13 protein-coding genes are annotated in these 17,105 nt (G+C 44.7%); 11 read left to right on the top strand and 2 right to left on the bottom strand.

Annotated elements, in window-relative coordinates:
- Nucleotides 1–2 precede the first annotated feature (2 nt).
- The 11 genes from HUO09_RS19995 (at nucleotide 3) to HUO09_RS19945 (ending at nucleotide 16,074) form a co-directional block, all read left to right on the top strand.
- Nucleotides 3–3,593, top strand: a complete 3,591-nt coding sequence (locus tag HUO09_RS19995) for a DUF6701 domain-containing protein (protein ID WP_188235113.1) — start codon at nucleotides 3–5, stop codon at nucleotides 3,591–3,593.
- 153 nt (nucleotides 3,594–3,746) lie between these two features.
- On the top strand, nucleotides 3,747–4,790 hold the full coding sequence (locus HUO09_RS19990) for a rod shape-determining protein (RefSeq protein ID WP_042489310.1): 1,044 nt from the start codon (nucleotides 3,747–3,749) through the stop codon (nucleotides 4,788–4,790).
- 49 nt (nucleotides 4,791–4,839) lie between these two features.
- A complete protein-coding gene (gene mreC / locus HUO09_RS19985) occupies nucleotides 4,840–5,727 on the top strand; it encodes a rod shape-determining protein MreC (protein ID WP_102955313.1) in 888 nt (295 codons plus the stop codon).
- Nucleotides 5,717–6,205, top strand: a complete 489-nt coding sequence (gene mreD / locus HUO09_RS19980) for a rod shape-determining protein MreD (RefSeq protein WP_042489304.1) — start codon at nucleotides 5,717–5,719, stop codon at nucleotides 6,203–6,205. The genes mreC and mreD overlap by 11 nt, the downstream gene beginning before the upstream one ends.
- A gap of 1 nt (nucleotide 6,206) precedes the next feature.
- Complete coding sequence (locus HUO09_RS19975; protein WP_167411631.1) at nucleotides 6,207–6,806, top strand: nucleoside triphosphate pyrophosphatase; 600 nt, start codon at nucleotides 6,207–6,209, stop codon at nucleotides 6,804–6,806.
- Between the two features lie 25 nt (nucleotides 6,807–6,831).
- Complete coding sequence (gene rng / locus HUO09_RS19970; RefSeq protein ID WP_167411632.1) at nucleotides 6,832–8,301, top strand: ribonuclease G; 1,470 nt, start codon at nucleotides 6,832–6,834, stop codon at nucleotides 8,299–8,301.
- 11 nt (nucleotides 8,302–8,312) lie between these two features.
- Complete coding sequence (locus tag HUO09_RS19965) at nucleotides 8,313–12,197, top strand: YhdP family protein (RefSeq protein WP_188235112.1); 3,885 nt, start codon at nucleotides 8,313–8,315, stop codon at nucleotides 12,195–12,197.
- A 64-nt stretch (nucleotides 12,198–12,261) separates the two neighbouring features.
- Nucleotides 12,262–13,101 carry a carbon-nitrogen hydrolase family protein gene (locus tag HUO09_RS19960; protein ID WP_188235111.1) on the top strand — a complete coding sequence of 280 codons (840 nt, stop codon included), beginning with the start codon at nucleotides 12,262–12,264 and terminating at the stop codon, nucleotides 13,099–13,101.
- Between the two features lie 2 nt (nucleotides 13,102–13,103).
- Nucleotides 13,104–14,549, top strand: a complete 1,446-nt coding sequence (gene tldD / locus HUO09_RS19955) for a metalloprotease TldD (protein ID WP_188235110.1) — start codon at nucleotides 13,104–13,106, stop codon at nucleotides 14,547–14,549.
- A gap of 212 nt (nucleotides 14,550–14,761) precedes the next feature.
- Nucleotides 14,762–15,181: a ribonuclease E inhibitor RraB gene (gene rraB / locus HUO09_RS19950; protein ID WP_167411635.1), complete on the top strand. Its 420-nt coding sequence runs from the start codon at nucleotides 14,762–14,764 to the stop codon at nucleotides 15,179–15,181.
- Between the two features lie 98 nt (nucleotides 15,182–15,279).
- Nucleotides 15,280–16,074 (top strand): hypothetical protein, encoded by a 795-nt coding sequence (locus tag HUO09_RS19945; RefSeq protein WP_188235109.1) that lies wholly within the window; start codon nucleotides 15,280–15,282, stop codon nucleotides 16,072–16,074.
- Between the two features lie 43 nt (nucleotides 16,075–16,117).
- On the opposite strand, the gene HUO09_RS19940 is transcribed toward HUO09_RS19945, so the two are convergent.
- On the bottom strand, nucleotides 16,118–16,504 hold the full coding sequence (locus HUO09_RS19940; RefSeq protein WP_167411637.1) for a DUF2061 domain-containing protein: 387 nt from the start codon (nucleotides 16,502–16,504) through the stop codon (nucleotides 16,118–16,120).
- Between the two features lie 143 nt (nucleotides 16,505–16,647).
- Nucleotides 16,648–17,085, bottom strand: a complete 438-nt coding sequence (locus HUO09_RS19935; protein ID WP_167411638.1) for a universal stress protein — start codon at nucleotides 17,083–17,085, stop codon at nucleotides 16,648–16,650.
- Nucleotides 17,086–17,105 lie beyond the last annotated feature (20 nt).

The raw sequence follows: 17,105 nt of genomic DNA, 5'->3' as shown, positions 1-17,105 counted from the left end.
GCATGGCTAAGTTATTTCGTTGTCTGCCTCTGGTTCTTTTGTTTTTTATACAAGGTGCTTTTGCTGAAACATGTACGTTCAAAGGTCAAAAATTTGCAGTTATTGAATTCACGGTTGTGGGTAGCCCTGGAATCTTTCAGTCTGCGACTTTCCAAGAAACGGGGAATAATCCGCTAAAAACTTTGTGGTACACCGAAGAGCACGTATCCGACAGCCTCTACTTTTTTAATGATCACACTCTGCAGCAAAGTACCCGATATAGAGTTCGAATTCTCAATGAAGCTACGGGTTCTATCCCTAGCCGCTATTACCGCAAGAACTTAGACTCAAATGTGAGCAGTTGGGCGCTTATTGACTCAATGAATATGGAGATGAAGCCTGGCAATGTTACGGTTCAGACCAAGGGGGACTCAGATCTCACTTGTGAAGCGGTAGAACCCGAAGATATTGAAAATTATATTCCGCCGACCTTTGAACAGTGTGAGTATTTCCCACAGGCAGTTCAAAGTTGGAAAACAGAAGGGACAGTTTATTCGAGTTATGGACCAAGTTCGTTTACTGCAACCAATGCTACTGAGAATATCGTAGGGTGGTCTGATAATTACGTTAACGATGTGCAAAATGTGTTCCGCTACCAGCCATGGTGGGGGGCCGCAGAAAGAGAAGCGCTGCGAATTGGTTTTGATACAACCCAAAATAGTAATACATACATTGCTAACTGTCAGGGTTATGGATGTGGCACAAAATCTTTGCACGTAACATTTGAAGGGGCGGATTACAATATTGATGATGGTTTGTTTGAAGAGAGAAAAGCCGAGCCGCCTGAGCCGTTAAATGTATCGTTTGATTCTATTAACGACATGCATATTAAAGTTGATAACAATGCTAGTGACTTCAGGGCGTTCTGTAATGATAGTGGACTATGTTCATACGCCGATACGGGGGGAGCTTTCGAATTAACCATACTTAAAAACTTAAAATCCCTGACAGTGGAAAATGTGCGAAGTGATAAAAAACTAAACGTGCATCTTTCGCCGGGTCTGAAAGTCGAGAAGTTTTCAGTAAATGGTAATACGGCTGTGTATTTTTCTGAGGATACATCCGTGTTATTGGGGACTGCTTCTATAGGTGAGTGGGGAGACACTCAGGTCTACTTAGGAAGCGATTCAGTTATTAGTATTGCGGGCGACGGTAATGATGATACCAGCGACTTAACGACAGGACCGATTAGGTTTATTCCAATCTATCCATCAAGTGGTTCTTCAAACTATAAGAAACCTCTATTTTACGGCCCTGCCGCAAACTACCACATAAAGGCAAGTGGAGTTCTAGAAGCGTATTTGCTGGCTAAATCAATGAACTTCGATGTCGGTATATCGATAAAAGGATCGATTACTGCACACACATTAAACGTGGTCGGTAATGTCACCGTGACTCGCGACTCATCCGATCCTGAATGTTGGAACGACACCGATACAAACAAAAGTTACAAACTGATACTGCAGCCTAAATCTGATATTGCCCTTGTGTGTCAGACATTGGAGCCTGAGCTATCTGTTTTCTCGGAAGGGGTGTTGGCGAGAGATTTTACAGGTACCGTCGTTGTAACTGTAGATGGTGTGACAACTCCGTACTCGGTAACGAATGGTAGTTTCAACCTACCTTTACTTCTGAGCACTACCGAAAGTAAAAAGGTGTCGGTTTTGGCTTATATAGAAGGTGATGAAGCAAATAATACGGTGAGTGGTAGCTATGAATTTGTTCCTTATAAGCTGAATGTTGAACCACAATACGTTATAGCGAACAAACCAGTTGAGGTTTCTGCGTTTGCACAGGCTTGTAACGATGATGGGGCTGTTGTAGATCTTGGCTACAACGGTTCACCAACAATTCAATCCTCTTGGGTGAGGCCATCTACGGGATTAGGAAGTTTAAGTTACTCACCAGTATTTAATAATGGTCAATCAACTTCAGAACTTACCTTGGAAGATTCTGGAGAGTACCTCGTCACTATGACGGATGAGAATTTTAGCTGTGCGGGTGACTATTGTCCTATTGAAGGCGATACGCTAAAAGGTCAATTCACGGTTTACTCCCGCCCATGGACATTCGCAATTTGCTCTCCAAATAGTGCGCCCATGAACGGTAATATTAACGATTCTTCGAGCACCGGATTTACCTCTGCAGGCAATGCATTCGCGCTCAATGTTCGACCATTGCGTTGGGTTTCAACGGGTAATAACAGTGATCCGGTCAGTGGTAGTGAAGCCATTGAGACATCGAGTTACTGTGGTTCGCCGGTGACACAAAACTTTTTCATTGCCGGTAGTGAGCTGAATTCCACTGTTGAACTGACTCATGCTGTTGCCCAACCAAGTGGCGGTGCTGATGGAACATTGTCAGGAACTCTCGCTCTTAGCAACAGCGAAGGCATTAGCAATAGCTACTTACCATTTAACGGATTAGCGTGGAGTGAAGTCGGTGTTCTGCGTGTGAATGCTGATACTCAGGCAAGCTATTTGGGCATGAACGTCAATCAAGGGTATCGAGATATTGGCCGTTTTTATCCAGCATGGTTATCGCTTATCAGCAACGACTGGAATTACTCATCAAATCATGATGATTTCATGTATATGGGGCAGCCTGTTACTTATGATTTTGTCGTGGAAGCACAAAACATGCAGGGCGGAGCGACAACCAACTATAGCCGTTTCAGTCCGAGCTTGATTGCGGATGTGAAGCTTCTTGCGGTTGACACGTCTGATGATAACAGTGAATTCAGCACTCGTGTTGAAGATTATGACCTGCATTTTTGGGATGGCAGCACTAACTGGGCTGGTGCTCAGTTGCAGGTGAGTGATGCACCATTTCAATTTAATAAGTTACAAACCACCTCTAATCCTTTAATTACTAGTGCAGACGGTCCGTATGAAGATGGCTTTGGACTTCGTGTCACTGCTAATTCATCAGGGGTGAAAGTTGATGGTGTGGATTTCAAAACATCAGAAACTCCGAACTTAGAGCTCAAAAGTGTAGGCGTTACGTTGGACACTGGTAAGCTATTTTCAGAACAACCGGATATTCGTTACGGTCGCATGGTGCTCGATGACGTAGGCGGGACGTCGACAAGTACCATTACCATTCCTCTGCGCACCGAATACTGGGATGGTTCAAGGTTTATTCCCAATGTTGACGATTCAGGGTCGAAGTTTGTTTCGCTAGGTGGCTATGTTTGTCAGCAAACCATTTGGTCAAGCTCAGGCTCCGCTTCAAACGCGTCACTCCAAGGTGCAGATTCAGAAGTCACCGTAGAAAATGGTGTTAGCAATAAACTCTCTGCTAAGCCACATTCTAATGTGGATGCCAGTTCTTTGAGAGAACAAATCCGTTTTTGGCTCAGAATGTCAGATACTTCACCACAATTATCAGAAATGAATGTAAGCTGTGGTACAAGCTATACGAACCAACCTTGGTTACAATACAACTGGCGTGATTTGGGTGATGAAGATCCATCCGCCGTTGTGACTTTCGGCGTCTATCGTGGCAATGACCGCATTATTTTCCGAGGGGAAAGCGGGCTAACAGGACAATAGCAAGCAATTTTTCTTAACCTAAGTTAGGAATATGTTAGAAATTGCGTGTTTGAGTCCATGTTTATGCGTCAATGCCTTGCTGTGACGGCAAGGCGTTGGTACATTTAGTGCAATTTTCTCTCTCTATTATTACTTGCAGGACGAACGAAGAATATGTTCAAAAAACTTCGTGGCATGTTTTCAAACGACCTATCGATCGATTTAGGTACAGCCAACACTCTTATTTATGTAAAAGGACAAGGTATTGTCCTTGATGAGCCATCTGTAGTTGCTATTCGCCAAGACAAAGGCCGTGGTGGTAAGACGGTAGCGGCTGTCGGTCATGCCGCTAAACAAATGTTAGGTCGTACGCCGGGTAATATCTCTGCTATTCGTCCGATGAAAGATGGTGTTATTGCTGACTTCTACGTGACTGAAAAAATGCTTCAGCATTTTATCCGTCAAGTGCATGACAACAGTTTCCTAAAACCGAGCCCACGCGTATTAGTTTGTGTTCCTTGTGGCTCTACTCAAGTAGAGCGCCGTGCGATTCGTGAATCTGCACTAGGTGCTGGCGCACGTGAAGTACACCTTATTGACGAACCAATGGCAGCAGCAATTGGTGCTGGCCTACGTGTTTCTGAGCCAACGGGTTCAATGGTGGTCGATATCGGTGGTGGTACTACTGAAGTCGCGGTTATCTCATTGAATGGTGTTGTTTACTCTTCTTCTGTTCGTATCGGTGGTGACCGTTTTGATGAAGCGATCATCAACTATGTTCGTCGTAACTACGGCAGCTTAATCGGTGAAGCAACCGCTGAAAAAATTAAGCACGAAATCGGTTCGGCTTACCCAGGCGATGAAGTGATGGAAATTGAAGTTCGTGGTCGCAACCTTGCTGAAGGTGTTCCACGTAGCTTCACACTAAACTCAAACGAGATTTTAGAAGCGCTACAAGAGCCACTAACAGGTATCGTTTCAGCTGTGATGGTTGCGCTAGAACAGTGTCCACCGGAACTTGCTTCTGATATTTCAGAAAACGGTATGGTTCTGACAGGTGGTGGTGCACTACTGAAAGATCTTGATCGTCTATTAACTGAAGAAACCGGCATTCCTGTTGTGATCGCTGAAGAACCACTAACTTGTGTGGCTCGTGGTGGCGGTAAAGCTTTAGAAATGATCGATATGCATGGCGGTGATCTGTTCAGCGATGAGTAATGGCTTGTCAGGCACCTTGTAACGAGGTGCCCAATAGGATTGTTATAAGATGAAGCCAATATTTGGTCGAGGACCATCTCTCCAACAACGACTGTTCTTCGCGGTCATGTTATCAGCCAGCCTAATGCTGGCTGATAGTCGTTTAGGAGCATTCGCAAATGTACGTTATTTGCTCAATAGCCTAGTAGCGCCTATTCAGTATGCTGCAGATTTGCCGCGTACCATGTTTAACGATTTTTATTCGTTGTTCAGCACTCGTGATCAACTGTTGAGTTCGAATCAGAATCTTAAGCGTGAAGTGATGACGCTTAAAAGCGACTTAACCCTGCTTGATCAATATCGTGAAGAAAACCAACGTTTACGTAAATTGCTTGGTTCTGAGTTTGTCCGTGATGAGAAGAAAGTTGTTACAGAAGTAATGGCTGTAGATACATCACCATATCGCCATCAGGTGGTGATTGATAAAGGCAGAACGGACGGTGTCTACGAAGGTCAGCCTGTTATCAATGAAAAAGGTATTGTCGGTCAGGTAACGTTTGTTGCCGCGCACAACAGCCGTGTATTGCTGCTTATCGACCCAAACAACGCCATTCCAGTACAGAATATCCGCAACGATATTCGAGTGATCGCTTCCGGTAACGGACAGAGTGACGAAATCCAGTTGGAGCATATTCCAACCAGTACCGATATCGATGTCGGTGACATGTTGGTAACGTCTGGTCTTGGTGGTGTCTATCCGGAAGGATATCCGGTGGCTTATATTACCGATGTCGATAAAGACACTCGCCGCGAGTTTGCCTCGATAAAAGCGAAGCCAGTGGTCGATTTTGATCGCTTACGTTATCTGTTGTTGATTTGGCCGAATGAAGACCGCCAACAAAAAGTATTACTCGCAAACCCAGAAGATATTGAAGAGGGTGTAACAGATGGGCAGTAGTGATTGGGGAGGCCGATTTGTTATTTGGGGCTCTTTCCTGTGTGCCTTAATTTTTCAGACGATCCCTTGGCCAGGTTCCCTTGATCTATTGAGACCCTCATGGATCTTGTTAGTGACCTGTTATTGGGTTCTTGCATTACCTCATCGTGTCAATGTCGGTTCAGCACTTGTGTTGGGTCTTCTTTGGGATCTGTTATTGGGCTCTACTCTCGGTATCCGAGGGATGATGATGTCGATAGTGATCTACATTGTCGCAATGAACTTCCTAGTGATGCGAAATATGGCACTTTGGCAGCAAGCATTTGTGGTTGGTCTGCTCGCAATGGCGCTTGAAGTGTTGATTTTCTTTGGTGAATATCTCATTCAGGATGTCACATTTAACCCATTATCTCTCTGGAGTGGTTTAATTAGCTGTATACTTTGGCCATGGATGTTTTTATTGCTGCGCCGTGTTCGACGTCATTGGCACATAAAATAAAATGAACAATCAACGATTAATTCTGGCGTCAGGCTCGCCTAGACGCCGAGAACTTCTCTCGCAATTGGGGTATGACTTTGACGTGTTAGTCCCTAATGTTGAAGAGAAACGTTTAGACGGTGAATCTCCCGTTCAATATGTAGAACGTTTGTCCCGCGATAAGGCTTTGGCTGGTCTAGAACTAGCGAAGCAAAACGCGACGAATCTGAATGTGAATGAGCAGGACTATATGGTTTTAGGCTCGGACACCATAGTGGTTCAAGACAATCGCGTATTAGAGAAGCCACAAAACTTTTCTCACGCCAAAGAGATGCTTGAGTATCTTTCGGGAACGCAACATCAAGTAATGACGGCCGTAACGGTCGCTGCAAAAGAAAAACATCGTTCTGTGGTCGTCACCACAGATGTGTGGTTCAAACCCTTGTCAGAACAAGAAATAGAACAATATTGGCAAAGTGGTGAGCCTTGCGATAAAGCTGGCAGTTATGGCATTCAAGGATTGGGTGGGCGATTTGTAACTAGGATTGAAGGTAGCTACCACGCAGTGGTGGGATTACCGCTCTATGAAACTGACCAGCTCTTGCACGAATTTATATTCTAGTATTATTAAAAATTGAGGTGCGCTCATGAGTGCAGAGTTGATCTTGAATGTCACACCGAGTGAAACACGGGTGGCAATGATAGAAGGTGGAGTTCTTCAAGAGATCCATATTGAACGTGAAGCAAAAAGAGGCATTGTCGGAAACATCTACAAGGGTAAAGTCAGTCGAGTTTTACCCGGTATGCAAGCGGCTTTTGTGGACATTGGTTTAGATAAAGCGGCTTTTTTACACGCTTCAGATATCGTCCCTCACACAGAATGTGTGGCGGAAAACGAAAAACAACAGTTCCAAGTGCGTGACATTTCTGAATTGGTTCGCCAAGGTCAGGACATTGTTGTGCAAGTCGTGAAAGATCCTTTGGGAACCAAAGGTGCCCGCTTAACCACTGATATCACTTTACCATCGCGTTATTTGGTCTATATGCCGGGTTCTGCGCACGTAGGTGTTTCTCAGAGAATTGAAAGTGAAGCTGAGCGTAATCGCCTGAAAGCCGTAGTGGCACAGTATTGCGATGAGAATGGTGGATTCATCATTCGTACCGCAGCTGAAGGTGCGGATGAGAAAGAATTGGCGCAAGATGCAGCTTTCTTAAAACGCCTCTGGGTCAAAGTCTTGGAACGTCGTGCGAAATACAAAACTCGTTCAACCTTGTACGGTGAACCGGGACTGTCTCAACGTATTATTCGTGACTTTGTCGGTACAGAACTGACTAGCATCTTGGTTGATTCACGTCTTGAATTCGAAAACCTCAAAGAGTTTACATCCGAATTCGTTCCAGAGCTGACCGACAAACTTGAGCTATACGAAGGTGATAAACCCATTTTCGATATGTACGACACGGAGAACGAAATTCAACGTTCTTTGGAGCGTAAAGTCGAACTTAAATCTGGCGGTTATTTGATTATCGATCAGACCGAAGCCATGACTACGGTTGATATCAACACTGGCGCTTTTGTTGGCCGCCGTAATCTCGAAGAGACCATATTCAATACCAACATCGAAGCAACACAGGCCATTGCTCGCCAACTGCGTTTACGAAATCTGGGTGGCATTATCATTATCGACTTTATCGATATGGCTTCCGATGAGCACCGCAAACGAGTACTTGCTTCGCTGGAAGCCGCGCTCAGTAAAGACCGAGTAAAAACGAATATCAACGGATTTACGCAGTTGGGATTGGTTGAGATGACTCGTAAACGTACACGAGAAAGTATTGAACATGTTCTGTGTTCTACTTGTCCAACTTGTGAAGGTCGTGGAGCGGTGAAAACCGTTGAAACGGTTTGCTTTGAAATATTGCGTGAGATTACGCGAGTGAACCGAGCCTACGACTCAGACAAGTTTGTTGTGTATGCATCTCCGGCAGTGGCAGAGACTTTGCAAGGAGATGAGTCTCATGCGCTTGCTGAGCTGGAGCTGTTTATTGGTAAAGAAGTTCGTATTCAAGCGGAACCTCTGTATATCCAAGAACAATTTGATGTTGTGATGATGTAAAAGGATATTGAGTGAGCTCAACCTTTACCCGCCTTGGGCGATTTATTTTATGGCTTATTGTTAGCCTATTAGTGTTATTGGCTGTTGTGGTAACTGCTTTGCGGGTACTGCTGCCTGAAATGAATCGCTACCAAAGCGAAATCGAGCGCTGGGCGACTCAGCAAACCAATATACAGTTCAAAGTGACCGATGTGCGTGGTTTTTGGAAGAACACGCACCCTTCACTCGCCCTCAAAGCAGTAAGAGCTGAACTTCCCGCAAGCAGCAAAATTCACATTTCTACTCAGCAAATTGATATCGAATTTGACTTATTTCAGTCGCTGTTAAATCGCCAGCCAGTGATTGCGGATATGAGCATTCATGGCATGAAGTTGGATATCAGTTCCATTGACTGGAATCGTCTTGCTGATTCTGATCGCGACGATAGCTCTGACCCGAGCAATGAAGGACAAGTTGTACAACTGCTGGACGATCTATTCTTGCGCCAGCTTGATAATTTTTCGCTTCTTAACTCAACGATTCTTTACCAGACAATGGCTGGCGAAATTCGTCAGCTTGATATCGCTAAGTTGCGTTGGCGAAACAAAGGCTCTCACCATTTTGCTGATGGGGAAGTGAGCTTAGCCGATGCCAATATCAACTCTTTGTTAGTGAGTGCTGACTTTGAAGATCATGGTTCACTGCTCGATATTTCCGGTGATTTCTACGCCAGTGCGGACAATTTACGTGTTACTCCTTGGCTCACTCGCTACCTGAAAGAAGAAACGGGTATAGAGCGCGGAAGAGTGAGCTTTAATGCTTGGATGACACTTGACCATAATCAACCCGTTGATGGTTACGTAGAGCTGAAACCTTCAGAGCTTATTTGGGGGAAAGAAGGCCGTTCCAACGAACTCTTGCTGGAGTCGGGTATTGTTAAGCTAATGCCTGCTGGTAAAGGGTGGCAGGTTAATGCCCACTCGTTACAGCTACGTACCAACGATACGGCTTGGCCAGATCTCGATGTTGCTCTTGATTGGCAACCGAAAGGTTGGACGTTAAATCTTTCTCAAATAGATGTAGAAACGCTCTTGCCTCTAGCGGCTTTGATGCCAGATTCTCAGCAATCGACCAAACTGATTCATGACCTAAAACCGGGTGGATTACTGGAAGACATTCGAGTTTCCATGGGACAAAGCATCGACTCATTGCGTTATTCTGCTCAGCTAACGGATGGTCGAATTGCACAATGGTACTTACTGCCTGAAGTGCATCAACTTCAGGCCAAGATTAGCGGTTCAGCGGATATTGCAAAAATCCATGCCACCTTAATTGATGATACTTTGCCGTATGGCGATGTGTTTCAGGCGCCACTGAACATTCGTCACGGTGATGTGAATTTGGTGTGGCAAACGGGCAGCGAAGGCTGGTCGCTTTGGGCTGATAAAGTCACGGTTGCGACACCAGACTTGCAAGCATTAGGTGCATTTCGTCTCGATTTTCCTCACGATAAAAGTCCATTCTTGTCATTTTATCTAGAAGCGGATGCTTATAACGCTGGTGAAACTTGGCGTTACCTTCCTGCGCTTGCACTGGGTGATGACTTAACGGATTACTTATCAACTGCTATTCAAGGTGGTCGAGTCGATACCGCAAAGCTGGTTTGGTATGGCGATTTAGGCTCATTTCCGTATCAGAGCCACAATGGTGTATTTCAAGCATGGGTCGGGCTGAAAGAAGGTAAGTTTAGTTTTGATACCGCTTGGCCGACGATCACTAATTTGCAGTTGGATTTGCTGTTTGAAAACGATGCCATGTATTTGGATTCAAATGCGGCCACGTTAATGGATGTGAGCGCTAAACGAATCACAGGGCGCATCCCAAGTTTAGCACCGGATGGTCATATCGAGATTGAAGCCAGTGCTGTGGCGGAAGGCAATGCCGTTCGGGCTTATATGACAGCGACACCTCTGGTTGATTCTGTGGGTGCGGCGCTCAATGCCGTTCAGGTGAGCGGCGAAGTCACTTCTGAATTTCAGTTAAATATCCCATTTACCCGAGACAAAGAACCTCGCGCTTGGGGTTGGGCTGACTTGTCAAAAAATCATGTGGATATCGATGCACCACCAATGATGTTGGATTCGGTATCCGGTCGAATTAACTTCGACAACGATGTGATTACTGCTGCGGGCTTGTCATCGAAGCTGTTAAAACAACCTATCTCCTTTGATTTTCAGGGTGAAAGTACGCCTCAAGGTTACGCGGTAAACATTGATGTTATCGGTGACTGGGATGTGAAACCTCTGGTGCCTTATGTTGGTGAACGTTGGCTTAAGCGCTTGAAAGGTCATGCTCCTTGGCAAACCAATGTGGCTTTGCAATTGAACGATGTTGGCTTTACTTACCAGATAGATAGCACCGCTGACCTGAAAATGGTGGCGAGTGAATACCCGTATCCATTGGCAAAGCAAACAAAAACAGCGGGCAAAGCGCATCTACAGGCTTCGGGGAATCAGGAATCGATCACCGCACGTCTTCAACTTCCCCAAGCCAAGTATCAGGCTGAGATTGATATCAGACCTAAAACGCCAGTGTTAACAGCGACCAATCTCGTGCTTGGGCAAGGTGGTTTTAAAATTAGTCCTGTTGTTGGGCATCATGCTCAGGTTCGTCTTGACCGATTTAACTTGGATGACTGGATTTCAGTAATGAATGATGTGCCTGTCGCTAAAGCGGGCAAGTCAAGTTTAGATAAAATGAACACTCCGGAAATTCCAACACCACAACGTGTTGATCTAAAAACTCAAGAACTGACCCTTGCCGAGATTGAATGGCACGATGTTGACTTTAATGCGCGTCAGAAAGGCCTTGGTTGGGTGATGAACTTGGAAAGCCAAGAAGCAAAAGGGCAAGCCAATTATATTCAACCTTATGATTTATCGGTCTCTCTCGATCGTCTTCATGTGTTTGTTCCATCGTTAGATGAAGAACAGCCGAAACCCTTATTGGCGGCGCATACGAAACAATCGGATCCTCTGATTTCTGAGTTTGACCGAGAGTTTCATCGCCTGATGCCGAACCTGACTCTGGTTATTAACGACTTTTGGTTGCAAGGTTATAAAGTCGGCAAAGTGAATATGGACTTCCAGCGCAGAGGTGACTCTCTGGAGTGGAAGAAAGTGGATGTGGTGAGTGGGACCAATACCGTTCATATGAGTGGAGACTGGACACTAACCGACACAACCAGCCACACTAAGCTAAAGTTTGAAGTTCAGGGTGAAAACAACAGCGATCTGATGGAACGATTCGGTATCAGTTCAGGAATTCAAAAAGCCTCCTTCAACATGTGGAGTGACTTGCAATGGGATGGTGCTCCTTGGTCGATGAAGGTCAATACCGTTCAAGGCAATGTAAAAACAGAACTGGGTAAAGGTGTTATATCAGACGTCAGCGGCGCGGCTAAGTTCTTGGGACTGTTCAGCTTAGATTCTATCATTCGTAAAATGCAGCTCGATTTCAGTGATGTTTTCGATAAAGGTATGGCCTTTGACTCTATCACGGGCAGTGGTGAGGTTGATAAAGGCATTTTTGTTACCAATGATATAAAGATGGATGCCATTGCTGGCGACATGACAATCAAAGGATTAGCGGATCTCAACACTCGTACCGTTGATGCAGAAGTTAACTTTGTACCTGACATTACTTCTGGTATTCCAGTACTGACTGCATTTGCAGTCACGCCGCAAACAGCGCTGTATGTGCTGGCGATTACCACTGTTATCGCTCCTGTGGTGGAAGTGTTTACTGAAGTAAATTATGAGGTCAAAGGCCCAATGGATTCACCAACAGTAAAAGAACTGTCTCGTAGTCGTGGTGAATTTAAACTGCCGAAAAAACTCAGAGATCTCGCGAAATAAGTTAGATAATCAAATCTGTCAGATAACTAAATCGGTCAGATAAAAAGTAGGTTGGGCTATTTACATGGAACGTATTGGTTTAATTCAAATGACATCCAGCTCGGATGTGAATGAGAATCTCACTTATATTGAACAGCAAACCACACTGCTGGCAAAGCAAGGTGCTAAGTGGGTGATTACCCCAGAAAATGCAGTGGTGTTTGGTAACAAAGAGGATTACCACAACAGTGCTGAAGAACTGGGTGATGGGCCTATTCAGACAAGAGTATCGAACTTAGCAATAGAGCAGCAGGTTTGGATTCTCATTGGTAGTATGCCAATTCGACGAACCTCAGCGAGCTCTGTTGGAGTGACGACAACGGCGGTTCTGTTTAATCCGCAAGGTCATATTGTGGCTTACTATGATAAGCTGCACATGTTTGATGTTGACGTTGCTGATGGACACAAACGCTATCGTGAATCAGAAACCTTTACTCCAGGTAACGATATCGTCGTGGCTGAAACTCCTTTTGCTAAGTTGGGCTTGTCCATTTGCTATGATGTTCGGTTCCCTAATCTGTATGCAGAATTACGACGCTTAGGTGCCCAGATACTGCTAGTGCCCGCTGCGTTTACTGCTGTAACCGGCAAGGCGCATTGGGAAGTTCTTCTAAGAGCTCGTGCGATAGAAAACCAATGTTGGGTTATCGCAGTAGGCCAAGGTGGTCATCATCCTTGTGGAAGAGAAACTTGGGGGCACTCAATGGTCATCAGTCCATGGGGTGACATCATTGCTTCACTCGGTCAGAATGCTGAAAGTCTGGTTGTTGATATCGAGTTAGAACAAATAGAAAGTGTGCGTGCCACTATGCCTATTAGCGCTCACACACGCTTTCATAATCAATTTATAGAGAAAAAGAGCTAAACATGAGTATAACCCGCATTGAAGAAGCATTATTAAAACCGGCAGGTCTCACCGAGCAGAACATTGCCGATACTCTGTCGAGCATCGCAACCCGTCAGATTGATTATGCCGATATTTATTTCCAGTCTAGCTGGCATGAGTCTTTGATTTTAGAAGACAGCATTATCAAAGATGGTTCTTTCAACATCGACTGTGGTGTGGGTGTGCGAGCTGTCACTGGTGAGAAAACAGGTTTTGCCTATTCTGACCAAATCCAGTTAGAAGGATTACAACAGAGCGCGGTTGCGGCTCGTGGAATTGCACAACAAGGGCAGAATGCATCAGTTCAAGCCTTTAAGCGCAATAGTAATCAAACCTATTATGCGGCTGTTAACCCTTTAGAAAGCTGGGAAAAACAGAAGAAAACAGAATTACTACAGCAGATAGATGCTTACATCCGCACTAAAGAACCGCTAGTTCAAGAAGTCTCTGTAAGCCTGAGTGGCGTGCATGAACAAGTGTTAGTTGCGGCGACAGATGGTACTTACGCTGGCGATATTCGCCCATTAGTCCGTTTATCTATCAGTGTATTAGCACAACGTGGCGATCGCCGTGAACGCGGTAGTGCTGGTGGCGGTGGTCGTTTTACCTACGACTATTTCTTAAATGAAGAGAACGGACAGAAGATCGTTTTTGCTTATGCAGATGAAGCGATCCGTCAGGCTCTGGTTAACTTAGAAGCTGATGCAGCACCTGCGGGCACTATGCCTGTGGTATTAGGCTCAGGTTGGCCGGGTGTTCTACTGCATGAAGCGGTAGGTCATGGTCTAGAAGGCGACTTCAACCGTAAAGAGTCATCAGTATTCTCGGGCAAAATCGGACAGAAAGTGACGTCTGATCTTTGTACTATTGTCGATGATGGCACTTTGAAAGATCTTCGTGGTTCACTGAATGTGGACGATGAAGGTGTGAATGGTCAATACAATGTACTGATCGAAAACGGCGTTCTTAAAGGCTACATGCAAGATAAACTCAACGCGCGTTTGATGGGTGTTGCTCCTACGGGGAACGGCCGTCGTGAGTCTTATGCTCATCTGCCAATGCCTCGCATGACCAACACTTACATGCTGCCGGGTCAGCATACTCCCGAAGAGATCATCTCTACGGTGAAGAAAGGGGTCTATGCGCCTAACTTTGGCGGTGGTCAGGTTGATATCACTTCCGGTAAGTTTGTGTTTTCAGCATCAGAAGCTTATCTAATTGAAAACGGTAAAGTGACTCGCCCAATTAAAGGTGCAACCTTAATTGGCTCTGGTATTGAAGCAATGCAGCAAGTCTCAATGGTGGGTAATGACCTGAGCATTGACCGTGGTGTTGGTGTGTGTGGCAAGGCTGGACAAAGTGTGCCTGTCGGCGTTGGTCAGCCGACACTGAAATTGGATGCATTGACAGTGGGCGGTACGGAATAACCGTTCCTCCCAATAGTAAGCATTAAATCAAAGCCTATGGATTATTGTAGGCTTTGTTGCTTGTTAACAGAGAATGACTTGTTAGCAGTAAGTGGTTTATTACCAGAAAGATCGTTTTAAGATCGTCATGCAGGTGGTAATTCACAACGATCCGTGCGATATTGCGCGCAATTAAATTGATACCCTTTTTGTACACTTTGGAGCACATTTTTATGCCTCAACAAGATGATTATCTATCAGTGGAAGACTTTCTTGAGATTCAAAAGGAAGATACTCGTGAAATCATTCAAGCACTGCTGGAAGATGGCAGTGATCCTGAAGCGCTGTATGAGATTGAACACCACTTTTTCGCTGAAGATTTCGATAAGCTAGAAAAAGCGGCTGTTGAAGCTTTTAAAATGGGCTTTGAAGTTCTTGAAGCTGAAGAAGCAGAAGATGAAGACGGCAGCAAACTATTGTGTTTTGATGCAACTATGCAGTCTGCTCTTGATCCAACAGCGATCGATGCTCAAGTTGAAAAACTGGTTAATCTGGCTGAAAAATACGACATCATCTATGACGGGTGGGGTACTTATTACGAGGGCGAAGATGCCTTGTACCCTGACGAAGATGAAGACGATGATGAAGAGTAAGTCTTAATATAGATACCAGCCTAGGCTGGTATTTTTTATTGCCACTATGTTTAAATGGTGCCAACTCTTCGACAATAAAATAATTCAATAAGAATATTATGCAGCTTTCTCTCGCCGGCTTATGGCAGCTTTCTCCGCTCACCGATTTATCCATACCTCAGGACGATATCACTTTTCCGTCACCACTCAGTGCTGTGTTACCTCAAACTTTGTCTGAAGATGAGATTGCACATCAGGAATGGCATCTCATGCACGATATTGAAGTCGATGAGAGCATGTTGAACTTCGGAGCCGTCGACCTTGTTCTGGAAGGCATCGATTATCATGCGGAAGTTCGTTTGAACGGTGTCGCTCTGTTTGACTGTGACGGCTCTCAGAAGGTCTATCGAAAAGATGTGCTTCCGCAGCTAACACTAGGAAGAAACCGTTTTGAGATCCTCTTTCTTGAACAAGATGAAGATTGTCTGCTGGACGAAGAAGATGTTGAAGTCTGTTTGTTGAGTGAAGAAGTGAAAAGGTACGATGACAGAATAGGCATATGGCGTGAGCCTTATTTGCAGTTCATTCGTCATGTACGTTTAGGTGCTGTCACTACAGAACAAATCTGGCACTACGGTGGTGGTTGTGAGTTGCTGGTGAACTTGCACTTCACTACGTTCTCTCCGGGGTTGGTATCAGCAGCGGTCAAGTTTGATGGCATGACATATCAGTTGCCAATTGATATCCGCAGTGATCATGTCAGTGCACTGTTTCAGGTCGATGCCCCGAAGTATTACGATAAAGCTAATCCAAATCCGAAAGATCTTTATGAGTTAAGTATCCAGCTGGATGGGCAGAGAAAAGTGTGTCAGCTCGGTCTATCTAGAGAGTTCTGCGTGACTCACTTCGTATAGAGTAGAAACCAAAAGCCCCAGCTCTCAGAGTTGGGGCTTTTTCTTAGTGAGCACATTGCCAGTGATTATGATGGGCTTTGCTTTGCCAGAATTTTTCATGGAAGTAGTAAGCACAAGTATTAAAACTTGGTTCAATCAGCGCCATCACTCCACCAATTAACCAGCTGCCTGTTAGCATGTATGCCACATTAAATGCCACTGTGTAGTGAATAACAGCAAAGCTCATGGTTTTGATTCTTGGGTTATGAGCATAGCGCTGTAGTGGAGAATATCTGTCCCAAACTTTTTCGTGGAAGTAGAATGCTACAGTGTTCACCATTGGCTCAAGCATTGCGATCAGGCTACCTAGAATGATGTCGCCTGTCAGTACGTATGCAACGGTAAATGCAATGCTGAAATGTAATGCTGCAAAACTGATAGTCTTTTTCATAATGTGCCCAACCTTGTCTCTCTTTGTTGGGCTTATTATTGATAACTATTCGCATTATCGCTAATGGTGTTTGTGAATTAGTGTGATAGGTAAAAACTAACAAAAAAGGCGCATTAAGCGCCTTTGTCTATTTCAAGCTTTCATCAACTCGCAGGTTTGATCACCAGAACATTGACCGGAGAGTTCTCAACCACTTTGCTGGCGACAGAACCTAATACCACTTTATCGATTCGAGAGCGCTTGTGACTAGGCATGACAATCAAATCTGCGTGAACTTTTTTAGCGTAATCCAGAATGGTGCTATAAGGCTTTCCTTCTGCAACATACACTTCAAATTCAACACCGTCAGTACTGAACTGTTGTGCAAATTTTTTCAGTTGCTGTTTCACATCTTCTTTCATTTGCTTTGCTGCTTCTTTAGGGAAGTAGGTAGCAACCATCGACATGTGGATGCCAGGCAGAACATTGAGCAGATGAACTTTAGCGTTGTTCTGTTTTGCATGCCAAACTGCATGTTCAACAGCTTTGTCACAGAAACCGTGTTCATTTAAATCAACAGGAACAAGAATGTGTTTATACATAATGTTATTTCTCTGAGTGA

This window comes from Vibrio sp. Y2-5, assembly GCF_014596725.1.
Lineage (GTDB): Bacteria > Pseudomonadota > Gammaproteobacteria > Enterobacterales > Vibrionaceae > Vibrio.
This window is presented reverse-complemented; position numbering and strand designations above follow the sequence as displayed.

Coding starts and splice junctions, on each gene's coding strand:
- HUO09_RS19960 (WP_188235111.1), top strand. CDS start 12,262: ATGGAACGTATTGGTTTAATTCAAATGACATCCAGCTCGGATGTGAAT.
- HUO09_RS19990 (WP_042489310.1), top strand. CDS start 3,747: ATGTTCAAAAAACTTCGTGGCATGTTTTCAAACGACCTATCGATCGAT.
- HUO09_RS19995 (WP_188235113.1), top strand. CDS start 3: ATGGCTAAGTTATTTCGTTGTCTGCCTCTGGTTCTTTTGTTTTTTATA.
- HUO09_RS19945 (WP_188235109.1), top strand. CDS start 15,280: ATGCAGCTTTCTCTCGCCGGCTTATGGCAGCTTTCTCCGCTCACCGAT.
- tldD (WP_188235110.1), top strand. CDS start 13,104: ATGAGTATAACCCGCATTGAAGAAGCATTATTAAAACCGGCAGGTCTC.
- HUO09_RS19935 (WP_167411638.1), bottom strand. CDS start 17,085: ATGTATAAACACATTCTTGTTCCTGTTGATTTAAATGAACACGGTTTC.
- rng (WP_167411632.1), top strand. CDS start 6,832: ATGAGTGCAGAGTTGATCTTGAATGTCACACCGAGTGAAACACGGGTG.
- rraB (WP_167411635.1), top strand. CDS start 14,762: ATGCCTCAACAAGATGATTATCTATCAGTGGAAGACTTTCTTGAGATT.
- mreC (WP_102955313.1), top strand. CDS start 4,840: ATGAAGCCAATATTTGGTCGAGGACCATCTCTCCAACAACGACTGTTC.
- mreD (WP_042489304.1), top strand. CDS start 5,717: ATGGGCAGTAGTGATTGGGGAGGCCGATTTGTTATTTGGGGCTCTTTC.
- HUO09_RS19940 (WP_167411637.1), bottom strand. CDS start 16,504: ATGAAAAAGACTATCAGTTTTGCAGCATTACATTTCAGCATTGCATTT.
- HUO09_RS19975 (WP_167411631.1), top strand. CDS start 6,207: ATGAACAATCAACGATTAATTCTGGCGTCAGGCTCGCCTAGACGCCGA.